Raw genomic sequence first — 15232 nt, 5'->3', positions numbered from 1 at the left:
ACCTTTCCAACAAAATCAATGGCGCTCAACAAATACTGATTTTGCGGCGTTCGTCCCTCTCGTGTGCGGATTCAGTCGGGCCGTGAGTCTGATTTGTTCTGTTTTCGGCCCCGCCTGGTGGGTTTCTCGGGCACGCTCTTGCCAAACTCTTTTACGATGACCTGGCATGAGAAGCGGTAAGGATTGATCTTCCGTCCTCATCAGCGCCAGTGATGAGAGTGGCGAAAAGGCTTCTCTCAAGCGGTGCTAAATACCGGTTTGAAACCTCACAGATGCCGCGCGGTGCCGACGGCGATCACCGGACCGGTTGCCTGACCCGTTGGCGAGCCCCCGAAGGGTTCCACGCTGATTGCAAAGGTCGTGCCGTCCGTTATGGTGCCGCGCATGTCGGCGGGAATGATGAGGTCGCCGTTCGTGCCGGGCTGGAAAACGCCAAGCGAGCGGGTCTTGCCGCCATCCATAACGAGCCACAATTCCAATGATTTTTCGTCCGTCTTGCCGGTTGCGACTGGCACGATACGCATCCGGCCCGATTCCGCATCGTAGGATGCGAGGAGATTGACCTGACTGTCGGTTGTCGCAAGCTCGGCCACAAGCGGGGTGGTGCCCGGCCGTTGGTCGGGGAACGCAGCATAGACCACGGCAGCGACGGCGGCTGCGCTGGTGGCGACTGATATCCAGCGCCAGAAAGACGCGGAGTTCCAGAGACTGCCATTGGTATTGACAGCCCTGCTGCCAAACAGGCGCTCTTCGATGCGGGTAAGGACAGTCGGGCTCGGTGTCTGTTCCTGATACTCGGCGTTGAAGTCGGAAAACTCCGTTTCCCAGCGCTGCACGAGTTGCGCGAAGGCTTCCTCGTCCTGGATGCGCCTTTCCACCTCGCGGCGCTTTTCGAGCGGCAGAACGCCCAGCACATATTCGCCGGCGAGGATTTCGTCGCGCGCGTGCATTCCGCCACTCTGGTCGCCCGTTGTCATCGCTGCATGCACTCTCTGAGTTTGAGAAGACTGCGCCGGAGCCAGGTTCTGACCGTGTTCAAAGGCACGCGCAATTCGTCGGCGAGTTCAAGATAGCTCAAACCTTCGACATAGGCGCGACGTACCGCCTGTGCATGCACAGTCTCAAGTTCCCGCATGCAGTCATCGATCCTGCGGCCTTCATCCACCAGAACGACCTGCTGCTCGGGATCGCGGATGCTCTCATCCACGAGATCATAGGCCTCGTCAATGTCATCGCCTGCGGGTTTACGCGCGCGGATGGTGTCTATCGCGTGGTTGCGGGCGATGGTGGCAAGCCATGTCGCCGGTTTGCCGGCGCTTACGGCAAATGTTCGGGCGCGCTGCCAGACCTTGATATAGATTTCCTGCAGCGCCTCTTCGGCTTCCATTCTGTCCCGCAGGATTTTCAGGCAGATCGCAAAAAGCTTCGGGCTTGTTGCCTGGTAAAGCGAGACGAATGCTGAACGATCACCCATGCCGACGCGGTTGATAAGCGTTGCGATCTCTTTGCCCTGCATTCGAACCTTCCTTGCTGTCCTTCCTTTATAGGGCCGTCTTTCGGAAGAAGACAAGAGATGCTTGGGGCGTTCGCTACATGCACTCCCTTTGAGCGTCGGGCGCAAGCCGCAGGTTATGACAAGTGTCATGACAGACCCGCCGAGTTTTCAAGCGGGCCGATGAGGCGGACCGTGACGAGATAACCGATGATGGCCGCTGCCGCGGAGACGAAGGTTCCCCACAGTAGATCGGCAACAGTCAGGGTGGTGGACCAGTTCTTCAGCGTGGCCTGATTGGTCAGATCATAGGTAGCATAGGCCATGAAGCCGACCGCTGCGCCATAAAGCAGAGCCGTGGTCCATTCGCCCGAAATCAGAGCCGGACGAACGGCGAGAAAAGTGAGGCCGGCGGCGTAGATGAGATAAAAGACGATTGCAGGAGCAAGGCGGAAATTTTCCGCCAGAAGATCGCCGATGGCTGGCCGGTAAAGACGCGACGCCATGGTGCTCAGCCAGATGAAATCGATCACCAGAAATGCGATGAGGGTGAAGGAATAAGCGGCGAGGTATGTCTTCATCGGTGTTTTCCTTTGCCTTTGATCAGGCGACGTTTTTTCGGGATGACGAGAATAAAGAGAAGCGATTTGAGTATGCGCTAGTCGATCCTGGTCCAGCTTATGCCCTTGCACAGCAGGCCGGCGACGATGCAGCCTTTCGTGGTCATGTTATTGCCCGCGACCGTCACCGTTATCTTGTAGGATTTTTCCCGTTGCGGGTCGAAGGCGGTGCCGGAATAGCTGCCCGCATCGCTCTGCTTGATGTCCATGATCAGGCGATCACCGGTCTTTTCTTTTGCGGTGCCGGGTTTGATCCACGTGTTCGTGGCGCATATTTTCTCGCCGCACGGCGCGATCAGCACTTTCGCCTTGCCGTCGCCACGCGCCCAGTTTCCGTCAATCTCGCCTGCTGCCGCACCGAGGCCTGCCAGCGTCGGGAAGAGGGCGGGTACAATTGCCAATCTGCTGATTTTCATTGTCTTTCTCCGCTTGTTCGCCCCGCCTCATCCGTGTTCTATCGTGTATAGGCCGACATTTATGGTTCCCTCGGCAAAACCCGCTTCGCAGTAGCAGAGGTAATAGTCCCACAGCCGCCGGAAGCACTCATCGAAGCCAAGCAGGGAAATCGTTTGCCATCGGGCGTGAAAACGCTGGCGCCATTCCGACAGTGTGAGCGCATAGGACTGGCCGAAAAGCTCCGTCTCCGTGAGTTTCAGGCCGGCTTGTCCCATGGCTTTTTCAAGCGCGGAATCGGAGGGTAGAAAACCGCCCGGGAAGATGTATTTCTGAATGAAATCGGCCTTGCGCCGATAGGTGTCGAAGCGGCTTTCTTCAATGGAGATAATTTGCAGCACCGCACGGCCGCCGGGTTTCAGGCAGCGTTTCAGCGTTTCGAAATAGCTTGGCCAATAGGCTTCGCCGACAGCTTCAAACATTTCCACCGAGACGATATTGTCGAATTGACCCTGTACGTCGCGGTAATCCTGCAGCCTGAGATCGATCCGGCCCGCCTTGTTTTCTTTCTCCGCCGCATTTTCTGCCCAGCGCAACTGGGAGGGGGAAATGGTGATGCCGGTCACGTTCGTATTGTGCTGCGTGGCGAGATGGATGGCGAGCGCACCCCAGCCGCAGCCGATTTCGAGTACGTTGTTATTTCCGGTCAGCTGCAGCTTCTCCGCAATGCGCTCGAGTTTCTTGCGTTGCGCGGCCTCAAGGCTGGTGGTGGTTTCGTCGAAAATCGCCGAGGAATAGAGCATCGTGGGATCGAGCCATTGCCGGTAGAACTCGTTGCCGAGATCGTAATGCGCCTCGATATTGCGGCGGCTGCCGCGTCTGGTATTGGCATTCAGCCCGTGTGCAAGCCGGTTGATGAGACGCATGGGCAGGCTGCCGCGCATCGACCTTGCAAATGCCTCGCGATTTTGAGCAGCGAAACGGATGAGCGCCGTCAGGTCAGGCGTGGACCAGTCATTTTCGATGAAGCCTTCCGCAAAGCCGATATCGCCGTTGACGAGCAGCCTGCGGATGGCCCGCCAGTTATGCAGCACGAGAATGGCTTCGTTACCTTCCGAATCGCCCGATTTTTCGATGTTTCCACCGCCAGGAAGGGTTACGCGCAGCCGGCCGCGCTCGATATTGTTCAGCATCCGGCTGATGAGCCATGTGCCCATGCCGGCACGACCGTTGAGGCGAGTGCCCTGCGTCGATAATTCAGAGAGATTTTCAAACGGGGTCATGAATTCTGGCCTCGATTTGCGATGATGAAGGATGAACGAATGAGACGGGCTCGGCGGGCGGCGGCGGACGTTTTTTGAGCCGCACGCCTTTCAGCCAGATTTTAAGGGCTTCCCAGTGAATGCCGAGAACGACCTTGAGCGTCAGGAACGGGATGGTGACGAAGGCTTTGAGCAGAGCGCGATCGGTCAGCTCGACGCGCCGGGCAAGATGGCGGGCCGTCAGGACCACGCCGTCATCGTCGAAAGTTTCGATGACGATCTTCAGCCTGTCACCTGGCGGGACGACGCGAAAAACATAACGTAGGTCCATGTCCATGAAGGGCGAGACATAGAAAGCCTTGTCGCATCGCTGGACGATCTCGGTCTCTTTGCCGGCCTCCACCGGGATCAGATAGGAATGCCGTTGCCCGAAGGTGTTATCCACCTCCCAGAGGATGGCTTTCAGCGACGTGTCGCGCCCATAGCAGAAGAACACGCTCAGAGGGTTGAAAGCCCAGCCGAGCAGGCGCGGCATGGTGAGAAGGCGAATAGGCCCTCCATCCACGGCGATACCCGCCGCCGTCATCGCCGTCTCTATCTGCCGGCGCAGACCAATCGCGCTGCCGTCGCCACGGTCCCTGCGATGAAATGAGAAGAGGTTGAAGCGGTCCACGGAAAAAAACCGCAATTTCCGGTCGAGCGTCTCAAGTTCATCGAGATCGAGAAGCAGCGAATAAATCCGGTAGGCCAGTTTGTGGATTTTCGGCTTGAAGCGCGCATGGGTCACATTGCCCGGAAAAAGCGCTGACGTGAAGGGAGACGTCATGCTGTCGCCTCCATGAGTGTCGTGTCCGTCGCAATGGTTTTCAAATCCAGGCGAATGATCCGGCCGCTATCGTCGGCAACCTTCCATGGCCGTGTCACCCCGCCTAAATCTTCGGCAACCGCAAGCCCGGCCTGAAGCCCGTCCTCGTGAAAACCCGATCCGAAATAAGCGCCGCAGAACCAGGTGTTTCGCAGGCCCTGCAAAGCCCAAAGCTCCTGACGCATCTGCTCTGTGCCGGCGTCGAAAACGGGATGGTGATAGGTTTCCTCGGCGATGATCTTTCCTTGATCCGGTTCCCGGACCGGGTTCAGCGTTACGAAAGTGTCCGGGGTTTCTCCCAGCGGCTGAAGCCTGTTCATCCAGTATGTGATGCTTGGCTGGCCCGCCTTAATGCGCGTATCGGCAACATAGTTCCAGCTTGACCAGGCGGCGCGGCGACGGGGCATGAAACTGCTGTCGGTGTGAAGCACGGCGCGGTTTTTCGTGTAGCCAAAGGCGCCGAGGATGCGCTGTTCAGCGGGCGAGGCGTCCGTGAGCATGTCCAGCGTCTGATCTGCATGGGTTGCCATCAACACGTCGTCGAAGCGGGCAGTTTCTCCGTCCCCCGTGGTGAGTTCGACGCCGCGCGGAAGGCGGCGAATGCGTGTCACCGGTGTCGAGAGGCGAATTCGATCCGCAAATGGCGCTGTGATGCGTTTCACATATTCGCGCGAGCCACCGACAACGGTGCGCCAGACCGGCCGATCGCGCAGCAACAGCAGGCCGTGATTGCGGCAGAATTTGATAAAATGCGCAGCCGGATAACGGCCGACCTCCATGGCCGGCGTAGACCATATGGCTGCCGCCATGGGGTAAAGATGATCGTCGCGGAACGCCGATCCGTACCGGTTGTGCGTGAGATATTCGTCGAGCGATATATTGCCCATCAAATGCAGGTCGCGAGGGGCATTGCGGTAAAACCGAAGGAGGTCCGCAAGCATCGCCCAGAAACGTGGTCTGAGCACATTTCTCTTCTGTGCCAGCAGGCCAAGACCGGTTCCACCGGAATATTCAAAGTCGCCATTGTCGAGAGAAACGGCAAAAGACATGTTCGACGCTGCGGTCTGTACGTCAAGCGTTCGAAAAAGCGCGGTGAGATTGGGATAGGTCCACTCGTTATAGACAATGAACCCGGTATCGACATGAGCCGGTCCTTTATCCGTATCGAATGTCACCGTGTTGCTGTGGCCGCCGACGCGATCAGCCGCCTCAAAGACCGTGACATCGTGTTGTTTCGACAAAAGCCACGCTGCTGACAGGCCGGAAATTCCCGTTCCCACAATTGCGATGCGGTGCCGCCTATCTTTTTGTCTCGTTTCCGTGTCGGTCATCTATCCTCGCCATCGCATTACAGAAATTTGCCGTGGGACAGCGCAGATACGAGGCAGGGGGCGAATAAGTTTCAGCGGCGGGTGTTTTTTTGGAGTCTTTTCCGAAATCTGAAACTCTTTTGCCGGTTCGGTCGTATTTGCCATCACGAAACCCGGTCTCCATCTGTTCAAACCGTGAGCGAAGTAGTGATGTTGTCTGTGATCCTGACGCTTGCCGTTCTCATGTCGCTTCTGATGGCAGGTGCGTGGGCGCTGCAAAGAGCAACCGGTTCGAGCGGCTGGATCGACACCGTCTGGTCGGCGAGTGTCGGGTTTGGCGGAGTTTTGGCAGTTTTATTCGCGGAAGGAGAAGGCTGGCGACGCGCGGTCGTATTTTCCCTTGTCGTCGTCTGGTCGTTGCGACTTGCCGGGCATATAGGCATGCGCACGCAGGGCGGCGGAGAAGATCCCCGTTATGCAAAGCTCATCAGGCAATGGGGCAGCGCAGCCCCTCTCAGACTTTTCATCTTCCTCCAGATACAGGCCATTGCCGCTTTCGTGCTCGTTCTTGCGGTTTATCTCGCTGCCGGCAACGGCCAGGGTTTTCCGCGTCTCATCGATATTTTCGCCACGGCGGTCGCTTTTGCCGCACTGGCTGGTGAAGCGCTCTCGGATGCACAGCTTTCAAAATTCAGGAAAACGCCGGAAGCAAAAACCGGCGTCTGTGAAACCGGCCTTTGGCGTTATTCCCGCCATCCCAATTATTTCTTCGAATGGCTTTTCTGGTGCAGTTTCCCGCTGCTCGCCGTTCAGGAGCAGGTCTTGTCCTGGGCGTCGCTTGTTGCACCCATCATGATGTACTGGCTGCTCGTCCACGTCTCCGGCATTCCGCCGCTTGAAGAGCACATGTTGAAATCGCGCGGAGAGAGGTTCCGCGTCCTGCAACGCCGCGTCAACGCCTTCTTTCCGGGGCCGCGCAAGAACGAGGAAACGCCATGAATATGCTCGCCTTCGCCATCAATGCCGCAGAACGCGCGCCGCTCACTGACGCGGTCACACTGGCAGGTATAGATATGCTCTGTGTACGAACGAAACGGCGGCTTGCAAATATTTCCGATGATGCCGAATTGGCCTTTGCGAGGGATATGGCGACGTTTCCCATCGCCAGCCACACCGACGAGGCGAACAGACAACATTACGAAGTCCCAGCGGAGTTTTTCTCGCTGGTTCTCGGAGCGCAGCGCAAATATTCCTGCTGTTATTATCCCGACGCCACGACGACGCTGGATGAAGCCGAGACCGTGGCGCTTTCCGAGACAGTGGCCCATGCCGGGCTGCTTGATGGCATGGATATTCTGGAACTCGGCTGCGGTTGGGGTTCGCTTTCCCTGTATATGGCGGGCCGATTTCCCAATGCGCGGATCACATCCGTTTCGAACTCAGCATCGCAGCGTGACTACATAATCGGCTGCGCCCGGGAGCGCGGCTTCTCCAACCTTTCGGTGGTAACCGCCGACATGAATGATTTCACGACAGGCAATCGTTTCGATCGTGTCGTGTCGGTGGAGATGTTCGAGCACATGTCGAACTGGCAGATGTTATTCGAGCGGGTTCGTTCCTGGCTGCAGCCGGAAGGCAGGTTCTTCCTGCACGTCTTCAACCACCGTGACCGATCCTACCGTTTTGACCACAATAATCCGGCAGACTGGATCGCCCGGCATTTCTTCACCGGCGGTATCATGCCTGCCTTCGATCTTCCCCATCGTTTTGGGAAGATTTTCACTGTAGAACAGGACTGGCGATGGTCCGGTCTACATTATCGACGGACAGCTCTTGATTGGCTGGCGAATTTTGACCGGGAGATTGACCGTGTCCGGCCGATCCTGAAGCGCGTTTACGGAAACGACGCGCGACTGTGGGAACGCCGCTGGCGACTTTTCTTCCTCGCAACCGCCGGGCTGTTCGGGCATCAGGGTGGGGAGGTCTGGGGTGTCGGACATTACCTTCTGATGCCCAGTTAAGGTCGAAACACTAAAAGAGGCGCTGTGTTCGCCCTTGAAAATCGAAGACACCGTTAAACGTTGATTTTGCGCCGTTTTGCCTTGTCTGCTCTCCATTGCAGGCATGTTCACCCGCAATCATTTTCGCTGATTCGACCTGCCGATGATCGGCGCGATCGTGCGAACCTTTCATTTCACGCCATGTTCAGGGCGCGCGCCAAGGCGCGCACCAGCTATTCTTTACAATTGAGGTCAAGGGCCGGTCATGGTTCCATGCCGGACGCGTAGCTGATTCCTCCCCGTCGATGCCAAACTGCGATCCGAGAGGCCCATGTCGATTTCAGATACGATTTTTCGCCCTTTCGAAACGCTGATACAGCCGCTCGACATTCCCTTCCGGCCGCTGCCGTCGAAAGGCCCCGTCGCGGTGCTGCTGCATTTCATTGCGATGTTTCGCGGCGTCCTCATTGCTCTTGCCCTGTCGTCCATGGCGGTGGAGGCCATCAACCTGTCGATCATCTGGGGATTGTCCGTGATCGTCGATGGCGTGACGGCGCAGGGTGCGGAGGCTTTCCTGCGCAATGAATGGCCGCTGCTGACCGTTCTTGGGCTGTTGATCTTTCCCGCGATGCCAGTGGCATCGTTTCTTCTCAACACACTCAATTCGCACACGCTTGGCATCGCGATGCCGGCGGCCATCCAGTGGCAGGGCCACAAGGCCGTGGAGCGGCAGGATCTGGCGTTTTTCCATGAGCTTTATGCCGGGCAGGTCGCCTCGCGGCTTTCGCAGGTCTCGTCAGCCGTTCAGCAGCAGATCATCAACGCATTCCAGACCGGACCGCGTTTTCTGCTGCAAATGATCGGCTCCCTTGCGCTTCTTGCCGCCCTGTCCTGGCAGCTGGCGCTGCCGGTGTTCATCTGGATCGTGCTGAATGTGGTTCTCGCCGTCAAACTGGCTCCCGTCTTCACGGAACGGTCACGCCGGTCGGCGAAACAAAAGAGCCTTGTCTCGGGGGCGATCACCGATCTCTACAGCAACATGCAGATGATCAAGCAATTTGCAGCCGAAGACAGCGAGGCGGGCGCAATCCGCCGCATTCTGATGAAGGCGGTGCAGACGCAGCACAGGGAGCAGCGTGTCTACCGCGCGTCTGAGCTGGTCGTGGTTGCGCTTAACATGGCGTTGTGGCTGGCAATCCTGTCGGTGGGGTTTTCCGGTCTGGTGAAGGGCTTCATCACGGTCGGAGAATTCGTCGGCGCGGTCTATATATTGCAGCGGCTGTCAGGGCACACATTCACCTTCCTGCAGATGGGCCAGCAGATATTTCAGGCGATCGGCACCATCAAGGACGCCATGCCTGTCATGACGACGCCGCCGACCATTACCGACAGGGCCGGCGCGGCTGAACTGAATGTCGCGCGTGGAGACATTGATTTCGACCACATCCGCTTTGCCTACAAGTCCGGCAGACCGGTGATCGATGATCTGTCGCTTAAGGTCCGCGCGGGAGAGAGGGTCGGCCTTGTGGGTCTGTCAGGTGCTGGAAAAACGACGCTGGTCAATCTGCTCCTGCGGTTCTACGACATTCAGGATGGCGCCATCCGCATCGACGGTCAGGATATTCGCGAGGTCACGCAGATGAGCCTGCGCCGCAATATCGGGGTGATTGCACAGGATGTGGCGTTGCTGCACCGGTCGGTTGGCGACAATATCCGCTACGGGCGGCCAGAAGCGACGCGGGAGGAGGTGGAGCAGGTGGCGAAAGTGGCGAAGGCGGATGCCTTCATTGCCGATCTCGCCGATAGCGAGGGGCGAAAAGGATATCTCGCTTTTGTCGGAGACCGTGGCATCAAGCTTTCCGGCGGGCAGCGGCAGCGGGTCGCCATTGCGCGCGTGCTGTTGAAAGACGCGCCTATCCTGATCCTCGATGAAGCCACCTCCGCCCTTGATAGCGAGTCAGAAGCCGCCATTCAGGACAAGCTTAATCTCGTGATGGAGGGCAAGACGGTGATCGCCATCGCGCACCGCCTGTCGACCATTGCACGAATGGACCGGATCATCGTGCTGGATCAAGGCCGGATTATCGAAGAGGGCAGGCCGGAGGAACTGGTTGAGCAGGGCGGGCTGTTTGCGCGCCTTTGGAAACGCCAGATCGGCGGGTTTATTCCGGAAGACGAGTGATCAGCAGACGCCGAATTGGGGGACGCCGAGGCGATAAGCCGGTTGGCGTGGCGAGCGTTCAGACTACATCGAGCGCTGACTGGATTCGCAGTTTCTCCGCATCCAGTTCGCTCAGCCTTGCCATATGCGCCGTGATTTCATCAAAGATCGAGGTGCGATCCGTTTGCGACAGGCGCTCCACGCGACGCAAGGCTGTAATGACCTCGATCAGGTCAAGTCGCTCCTGCTCAAGCTTTTCCAGATTCCACAACATCGCATTTTCCCCGCTGGCACGCGGCTCAAACGGCCAGTTGGGGGAATGGTTCAAATCGGTAGAATTTAAGGTAAATTTTATCTTGTCGGAAACGGCGCGGCCCGGGCCGCAGCCGAATCAATAGGGCGAGAGACATTGCATCCGTGTGCCGCCAGCCGCCATATAGCTGTTGTCGGTGGGATGGTAGGATGTGTAACGCGTCGCACACCATTTTACATGGTTGATCTCGGCCTGCGACAGGGCGTAACCGTTAGGCGTGGCGTCTTCGCCTTTTCCTGCCGCAAAGGCTGAGGCAGGATAACCCCGCTGGTCTGAGGTCTGCGCCTGTTGCTGTGTCTCATAGGCCGGCTGTATGAGGCTGAAAGCATGGGCGGGCACGACAAAAGCGGCAGATATTGCGACGCCAAGAGCGAGCGCGGAGATAGTCTTCGGCATCCTCAACATCGATAAATCCTCGTTATTCGTTCGGTATGCTAACGAAGACTTAGGAAATTCGTTCCGGTGAAGGATTGACTTCACACGAACACGTGATTCTTGAGGCTGGGTGCTGCGGGTGCACCCGGTTCCTGCGACGGGCGTTGAAAATGACGGCGCTTTGCCGGCTTGACGACGAATATGGTGCGCCCGGTGAGCAAGTGCCGTGCCCGTTGACCTGAGTTTCCGTCCTTACCGCACTGCTCGTTGACAAGCGGAAAATCCGGTCAGATAGTCGGCCGGCAATCATGCACACGGGAGTCTTCAATGTTTAATAGGGTTGTCATTCTCTCATCCTTTGCGCTGCTGGCATCGGCGGCGTTCGTCTCCCCCGCAGCCGCACTCACCATGAAGGAGTGCAGCGTGAAATATCAGGCGGCGAAAGCCGACGGGTCCGCCAAGGACGTCAAGTGGAACGACTATCGCGCCAAGTTCTGCGGCAGCGAGGCGGCCGCTGAGGATGCGGCCGACGACAAGCAGGTCGCGGCCACCACCGAAAAAGAACCCGAAAAAGCGACGATAAAAGCCCCGAAGGGCGTCGCTTTCCCGAGCGCTGTCGATAAGAAATATTCAAGCGAGACGCCCGGCAAGGCCCGCCTGAAAACCTGCGTCGACTCCTACCACAAGAACAAGAGTGACGGCACGCTCGGCGATCTGAAATGGATCCAGAAGGGCGGCGGTTACTGGAGCCTGTGCAACACCGCCCTGAAGAGCTGAGGCAGGGCGGCGAGTCGATGACCGCTGCTTCGGTATTGGCGCGTTATCCGAGATAGATTCGGATAACGCGTGTGGTCTCGGTCGCGATCGACTGTCCCGCATCGTCTTTGCCTGTGCCTCCTCGCCCATGGCCCTTTGCTGCCGTCGCCGGCATGTGAGGATATGACGTCCCATCCGCGATCAGGACCTGTTCGCGGATGGACCTGTTTCTCGATGGGGTGAAACTCCCTAGACGGGCAACCACGTTTTAGGACGGGTAAAAACTGCGAATGGCTTGAGATTCAATCTCTTGATAGAACGAATTGACCCTGCGGCTTGATCCGCATCCAGCAATTCAACGGATACGGCTGTCTGATGACGGCTCGCCGGCAATGTGGGCGGATGACCAGACGATTTCGAAACTATCTCACGGTGCTGGCCATATCGCTGCTGATGTGGACGGTGATCCTTGGCGTCGTTTATTGGCTGTTTCGATAGGTTTTGCCCCGGCTTGCCGGACGGAATGAAAGTGCCGCATGGTCCGGTGCGGCGTTGATCTGCCGCATGTTTGCGAGGCCGGGTTTCCCGAAAATTTGATAGGCGCGAGGCGGCGGCCCCATTTCGGCTTTGCTGGCATGACCGTATGATCCGGTGACATCAGGAAAGGATCATCATGAATAAAACCGTTGCCGCGATATCTGTTGCAGCCTTCTCCGTATCGCTCGCCACCGGCGTCATGGCTGAAGACCTGGTGATTCCGCTTCCGAAGGACACGACGGTCGAAAAGGTGGAGACCGTCTATCAATGCGCCGCCGACAAGGTGGAGGCCGTCTATTTCAATGCTGGCGAGGTCAGCCTCGTGCGGCTGGGGTTGAAGGATGGCGTGACAGTCGCCGCAAATGTCATTTCGGGCTCGGGCGCCAAATATCAGGGCGGTATTTATGTCTGGTGGTCGAAGGGTGATGCGGCGGATCTTTACAACCTGATGGCGGACCCGGAGATGAAAAAGCCGGTTCATTGCGTGGAGATAAAGAAATCCTGAGCGCTGGACTTTCCCCCCAAAGGAGCGGCGGCAGGGCGGTTCTTGAAAACCTTGCCATGCCGCCGGTCAGCGTGGGAGTGCGCGCGCGGCGCGTTCAGCCAAGAACGAGCGACGCAAGAAGCGCCAGCAGGATAAGAGAGCTGGCGACAACACCGAGCCTCACCCTGCGAAGGCGGCGGGTACGACCGCCGCTCCAGTCATAAGCCATTGGCAGCTTTACCTTTCTTTTTATTATTATGACTTATTGACTAGCTCCCTAGGCTTGCCCGTGGCTGACCTCAATTGTCAGAATCCACCGGCGAGAATTCACGATTTCCCTGTCTTCTCCTGATGTTGCAGCAAGTGCGGCGATTGATTCTTCCTATTCTGCAACGGCAAAACCGGGTGGAGGATTTGACGGTCACAGGTTACGAAAAAGGCCCGGAAACTGGCGTTTCCGGGCCTTGTGCAACAGCGTTTTGACCGGCGGTGTCAGCCGAGATGGGCCTGGATATAGGGCAGAACCTCGAGCGTGCCGTGGTAGAGCATGTTGAGCGCCACATAGATGATGACCATGAGGCCGAGGTAGGAAATCCAGCGATAGCGGTGCAGGAGCTTGGCGACGAAGTTGGCGGCGAGGCCCATCAGCGCGATAGACACGACGAGGCCGATGATCAGCACCGTCACGTGTTCCTGCGCAGCACCGGCGACGGCAAGGACGTTGTCCAGCGACATGGAGACGTCGGCGATGACGATCTGGGTCGCGGCCTGGAAGAAGGTCTTGTGACCCTTGGTCAGGTCGGCCTCTTCGTCGGTCACCTCGTCTTCGATGGAACCTGCGGCCTCACGCAGTTCCGTCCACATCTTCCAGCACACCCAGGCGAGCAGCAGTCCGCCGAACAATTGCAGGCCGACAATGGCAAGAAGCTGGACGGTGATAGCGGCAAAACCGATGCGCAGGACCGTGGCGGCGATGATGCCGACCAGGATCGCCTTGCGGCGAAGATGAGCGGGCAGGCCGGCGGCGGCAAGGCCGATGACGATGGCATTGTCGCCCGCCAGAACGAGGTCGATTGCTATGACCTGTAAAAATGCCGTGAAACCGGCGGCTGTGAAGATTTCCATGGGATAGTCCTGAAACGGATAGAGAGGTCGCGAGGGAAAGGCGACGGATCGAGATATGGCATGGGATGGCGCGCCAGCGCCGGATTCCATCGCCCGTCTCCCCCCGGCGATGGAATGCACTTAAGCCATCATGCCGGTGCAGGTAAAGAAGTTGTGATAGAAATATCTTGTTTAGTGATCAGCCATACTGACGGATGGGGCTCTCCCGGCCGACGTCTGCCTCACCCCACGAGGGTTTAAATGTCGCAAACCAGATACCATATGCAGGCCTCAAGGCACGCTTAAGGCGCGCGCGAAGACGCTTTCATAATTAAGTCTTGCGCATTCGCTTACAAAGCCTTAAACGGCGACACCAAACCGGTGCGCCGGGGAAACTACTTCACGTTCACAGGAAGCAATTCACATGGCAAAGAGCAAGTTCGAGCGCAATAAGCCGCACGTCAACATTGGCACGATCGGTCACGTTGACCATGGCAAGACGTCGCTGACGGCAGCAATCACGAAGTTCTTCGGCGAGTTCAAGGCGTATGACCAGATCGACGCGGCTCCGGAAGAAAAGGCTCGTGGTATCACGATCTCGACGGCACACGTTGAATACGAGACGCCTGCCCGTCACTACGCGCACGTCGACTGCCCCGGCCACGCCGACTACGTGAAGAACATGATCACCGGTGCTGCCCAGATGGACGGCGCGATCCTGGTTTGCTCTGCAGCTGACGGCCCGATGCCGCAGACCCGCGAGCACATCCTGCTTGCCCGCCAGGTTGGCGTTCCGGCAATCGTCGTGTTCCTCAACAAGGTCGACCAGGTTGACGACGCCGAGCTTCTCGAGCTCGTTGAACTGGAAGTTCGCGAACTTCTGTCGTCCTACGACTTCCCGGGCGACGATATCCCGATCATCAAGGGTTCGGCGCTTGCTGCTCTTGAAGATTCTGACAAGAAGATCGGTGAAGACGCGATCCGCGAGCTGATGGCTGCTGTTGACGCCTACATCCCGACGCCTGAGCGTCCGATCGACCAGCCGTTCCTGATGCCGATCGAAGACGTGTTCTCGATCTCGGGCCGTGGTACGGTTGTGACGGGTCGCGTTGAGCGCGGTATCGTCAAGGTTGGCGAAGAAGTCGAGATCGTCGGCATCCGTCCGACCTCGAAGACGACTGTTACCGGCGTTGAAATGTTCCGCAAGCTGCTCGACCAGGGCCAGGCTGGCGACAACATCGGTGCGCTGGTTCGCGGTGTTAACCGTGACGGCGTCGAGCGTGGCCAGATCCTGTGCAAGCCGGGTTCGGTCAAGCCGCACAAGAAGTTCAAGGCAGAAGCCTACATCCTGACGAAGGAAGAAGGCGGCCGTCATACGCCGTTCTTCACGAACTACCGTCCGCAGTTCTACTTCCGCACGACGGACGTAACGGGCATCGTTACGCTTCCGGAAGGCACGGAAATGGTTATGCCTGGCGACAACGTCACCGTTGACGTCGAGCTGATCGTTCCGATCGCGATGGAAGAAAAGCTGCGCTTCGCTATCCGCGAAGGCGGCCG

At 57.9% G+C, this 15232-nt stretch carries 16 protein-coding genes; 6 read left to right on the top strand and 10 right to left on the bottom strand.

The window, feature by feature from the left end; all coding sequences use genetic code 11:
• Positions 1 to 266: 266 nt before the first annotated feature.
• From CFB10_RS20190 to CFB10_RS20160, 7 genes are all read right to left on the bottom strand, one after another.
• Positions 267 to 977: an anti-sigma factor domain-containing protein gene (locus CFB10_RS20190; protein WP_020009381.1), complete on the bottom strand. Its 711-nt coding sequence runs from the start codon at positions 975 to 977 to the stop codon at positions 267 to 269.
• Positions 974 to 1516, bottom strand: a complete 543-nt coding sequence (locus CFB10_RS20185) for a sigma-70 family RNA polymerase sigma factor (RefSeq protein ID WP_020009382.1) — start codon at positions 1514 to 1516, stop codon at positions 974 to 976. Before CFB10_RS20185 ends, CFB10_RS20190 begins: the two co-directional genes overlap by 4 nt.
• A gap of 125 nt (positions 1517 to 1641) precedes the next feature.
• Positions 1642 to 2073 (bottom strand): DUF2177 family protein, encoded by a 432-nt coding sequence (locus tag CFB10_RS20180; protein ID WP_003507662.1) that lies wholly within the window; start codon positions 2071 to 2073, stop codon positions 1642 to 1644.
• Positions 2074 to 2150: 77 nt separating this feature from the next.
• On the bottom strand, positions 2151 to 2528 hold the full coding sequence (locus tag CFB10_RS20175; RefSeq protein ID WP_020009383.1) for a DUF2147 domain-containing protein: 378 nt from the start codon (positions 2526 to 2528) through the stop codon (positions 2151 to 2153).
• Positions 2529 to 2555: 27 nt separating this feature from the next.
• The gene (locus tag CFB10_RS20170; RefSeq protein WP_020009384.1) at positions 2556 to 3788 is read right to left on the bottom strand and encodes a cyclopropane-fatty-acyl-phospholipid synthase family protein; all 1233 of its coding nucleotides are present in this window, start codon (positions 3786 to 3788) and stop codon (positions 2556 to 2558) included.
• Positions 3775 to 4593, bottom strand: a complete 819-nt coding sequence (locus CFB10_RS20165) for a DUF1365 domain-containing protein (RefSeq protein ID WP_020009385.1) — start codon at positions 4591 to 4593, stop codon at positions 3775 to 3777. The genes CFB10_RS20170 and CFB10_RS20165 overlap by 14 nt, the downstream gene beginning before the upstream one ends.
• On the bottom strand, positions 4590 to 5963 hold the full coding sequence (locus CFB10_RS20160) for an NAD(P)/FAD-dependent oxidoreductase (RefSeq protein WP_020009386.1): 1374 nt from the start codon (positions 5961 to 5963) through the stop codon (positions 4590 to 4592). The genes CFB10_RS20165 and CFB10_RS20160 overlap by 4 nt, the downstream gene beginning before the upstream one ends.
• Before the next feature lie 189 nt (positions 5964 to 6152).
• On the opposite strand from CFB10_RS20160, the gene CFB10_RS20155 reads away from it, so the two are divergent.
• From CFB10_RS20155 to CFB10_RS20145, 3 genes are all read left to right on the top strand, one after another.
• Positions 6153 to 6941 (top strand): DUF1295 domain-containing protein, encoded by a 789-nt coding sequence (locus CFB10_RS20155; RefSeq protein WP_020009387.1) that lies wholly within the window; start codon positions 6153 to 6155, stop codon positions 6939 to 6941.
• A complete protein-coding gene (locus tag CFB10_RS20150) occupies positions 6938 to 7963 on the top strand; it encodes a cyclopropane-fatty-acyl-phospholipid synthase family protein (RefSeq protein ID WP_020009388.1) in 1026 nt (341 codons plus the stop codon). The genes CFB10_RS20155 and CFB10_RS20150 overlap by 4 nt, the downstream gene beginning before the upstream one ends.
• A 310-nt stretch (positions 7964 to 8273) precedes the next feature.
• Positions 8274 to 10124, top strand: a complete 1851-nt coding sequence (locus tag CFB10_RS20145; protein ID WP_020009389.1) for an ABC transporter ATP-binding protein — start codon at positions 8274 to 8276, stop codon at positions 10122 to 10124.
• 58 nt (positions 10125 to 10182) lie between these two features.
• On the opposite strand, the gene CFB10_RS20140 is transcribed toward CFB10_RS20145, so the two are convergent.
• On the bottom strand, positions 10183 to 10377 hold the full coding sequence (locus CFB10_RS20140) for a hypothetical protein (RefSeq protein WP_026363433.1): 195 nt from the start codon (positions 10375 to 10377) through the stop codon (positions 10183 to 10185).
• A gap of 117 nt (positions 10378 to 10494) precedes the next feature.
• Entirely contained in the window at positions 10495 to 10821 is a 327-nt protein-coding gene (locus CFB10_RS20135) for a BA14K family protein (RefSeq protein WP_026363434.1), read from the bottom strand.
• A 297-nt stretch (positions 10822 to 11118) separates the two neighbouring features.
• Here CFB10_RS20135 and CFB10_RS20130 point away from each other — a divergent pair, with 297 nt between their 5' ends.
• Complete coding sequence (locus CFB10_RS20130; RefSeq protein WP_020009392.1) at positions 11119 to 11568, top strand: hypothetical protein; 450 nt, start codon at positions 11119 to 11121, stop codon at positions 11566 to 11568.
• A gap of 652 nt (positions 11569 to 12220) precedes the next feature.
• The gene (locus tag CFB10_RS20120; protein ID WP_020009393.1) at positions 12221 to 12589 is read left to right on the top strand and encodes an MliC family protein; all 369 of its coding nucleotides are present in this window, start codon (positions 12221 to 12223) and stop codon (positions 12587 to 12589) included.
• A 471-nt stretch (positions 12590 to 13060) separates the two neighbouring features.
• On the opposite strand, the gene CFB10_RS20105 is transcribed toward CFB10_RS20120, so the two are convergent.
• Complete coding sequence (locus CFB10_RS20105; RefSeq protein ID WP_020009394.1) at positions 13061 to 13693, bottom strand: TerC family protein; 633 nt, start codon at positions 13691 to 13693, stop codon at positions 13061 to 13063.
• 403 nt (positions 13694 to 14096) lie between these two features.
• Here CFB10_RS20105 and tuf point away from each other — a divergent pair.
• The coding region (tuf, locus tag CFB10_RS20100; protein WP_020009395.1) for an elongation factor Tu at positions 14097 to 15232 on the top strand (1136 nt) is incomplete at its 3' end.

Origin of the sequence: Agrobacterium sp. 719_389 (assembly GCF_900188475.1) — a bacterium.
Classification (GTDB): domain Bacteria; phylum Pseudomonadota; class Alphaproteobacteria; order Rhizobiales; family Rhizobiaceae; genus Agrobacterium; species Agrobacterium radiobacter.
This window is presented reverse-complemented; position numbering and strand designations above follow the sequence as displayed.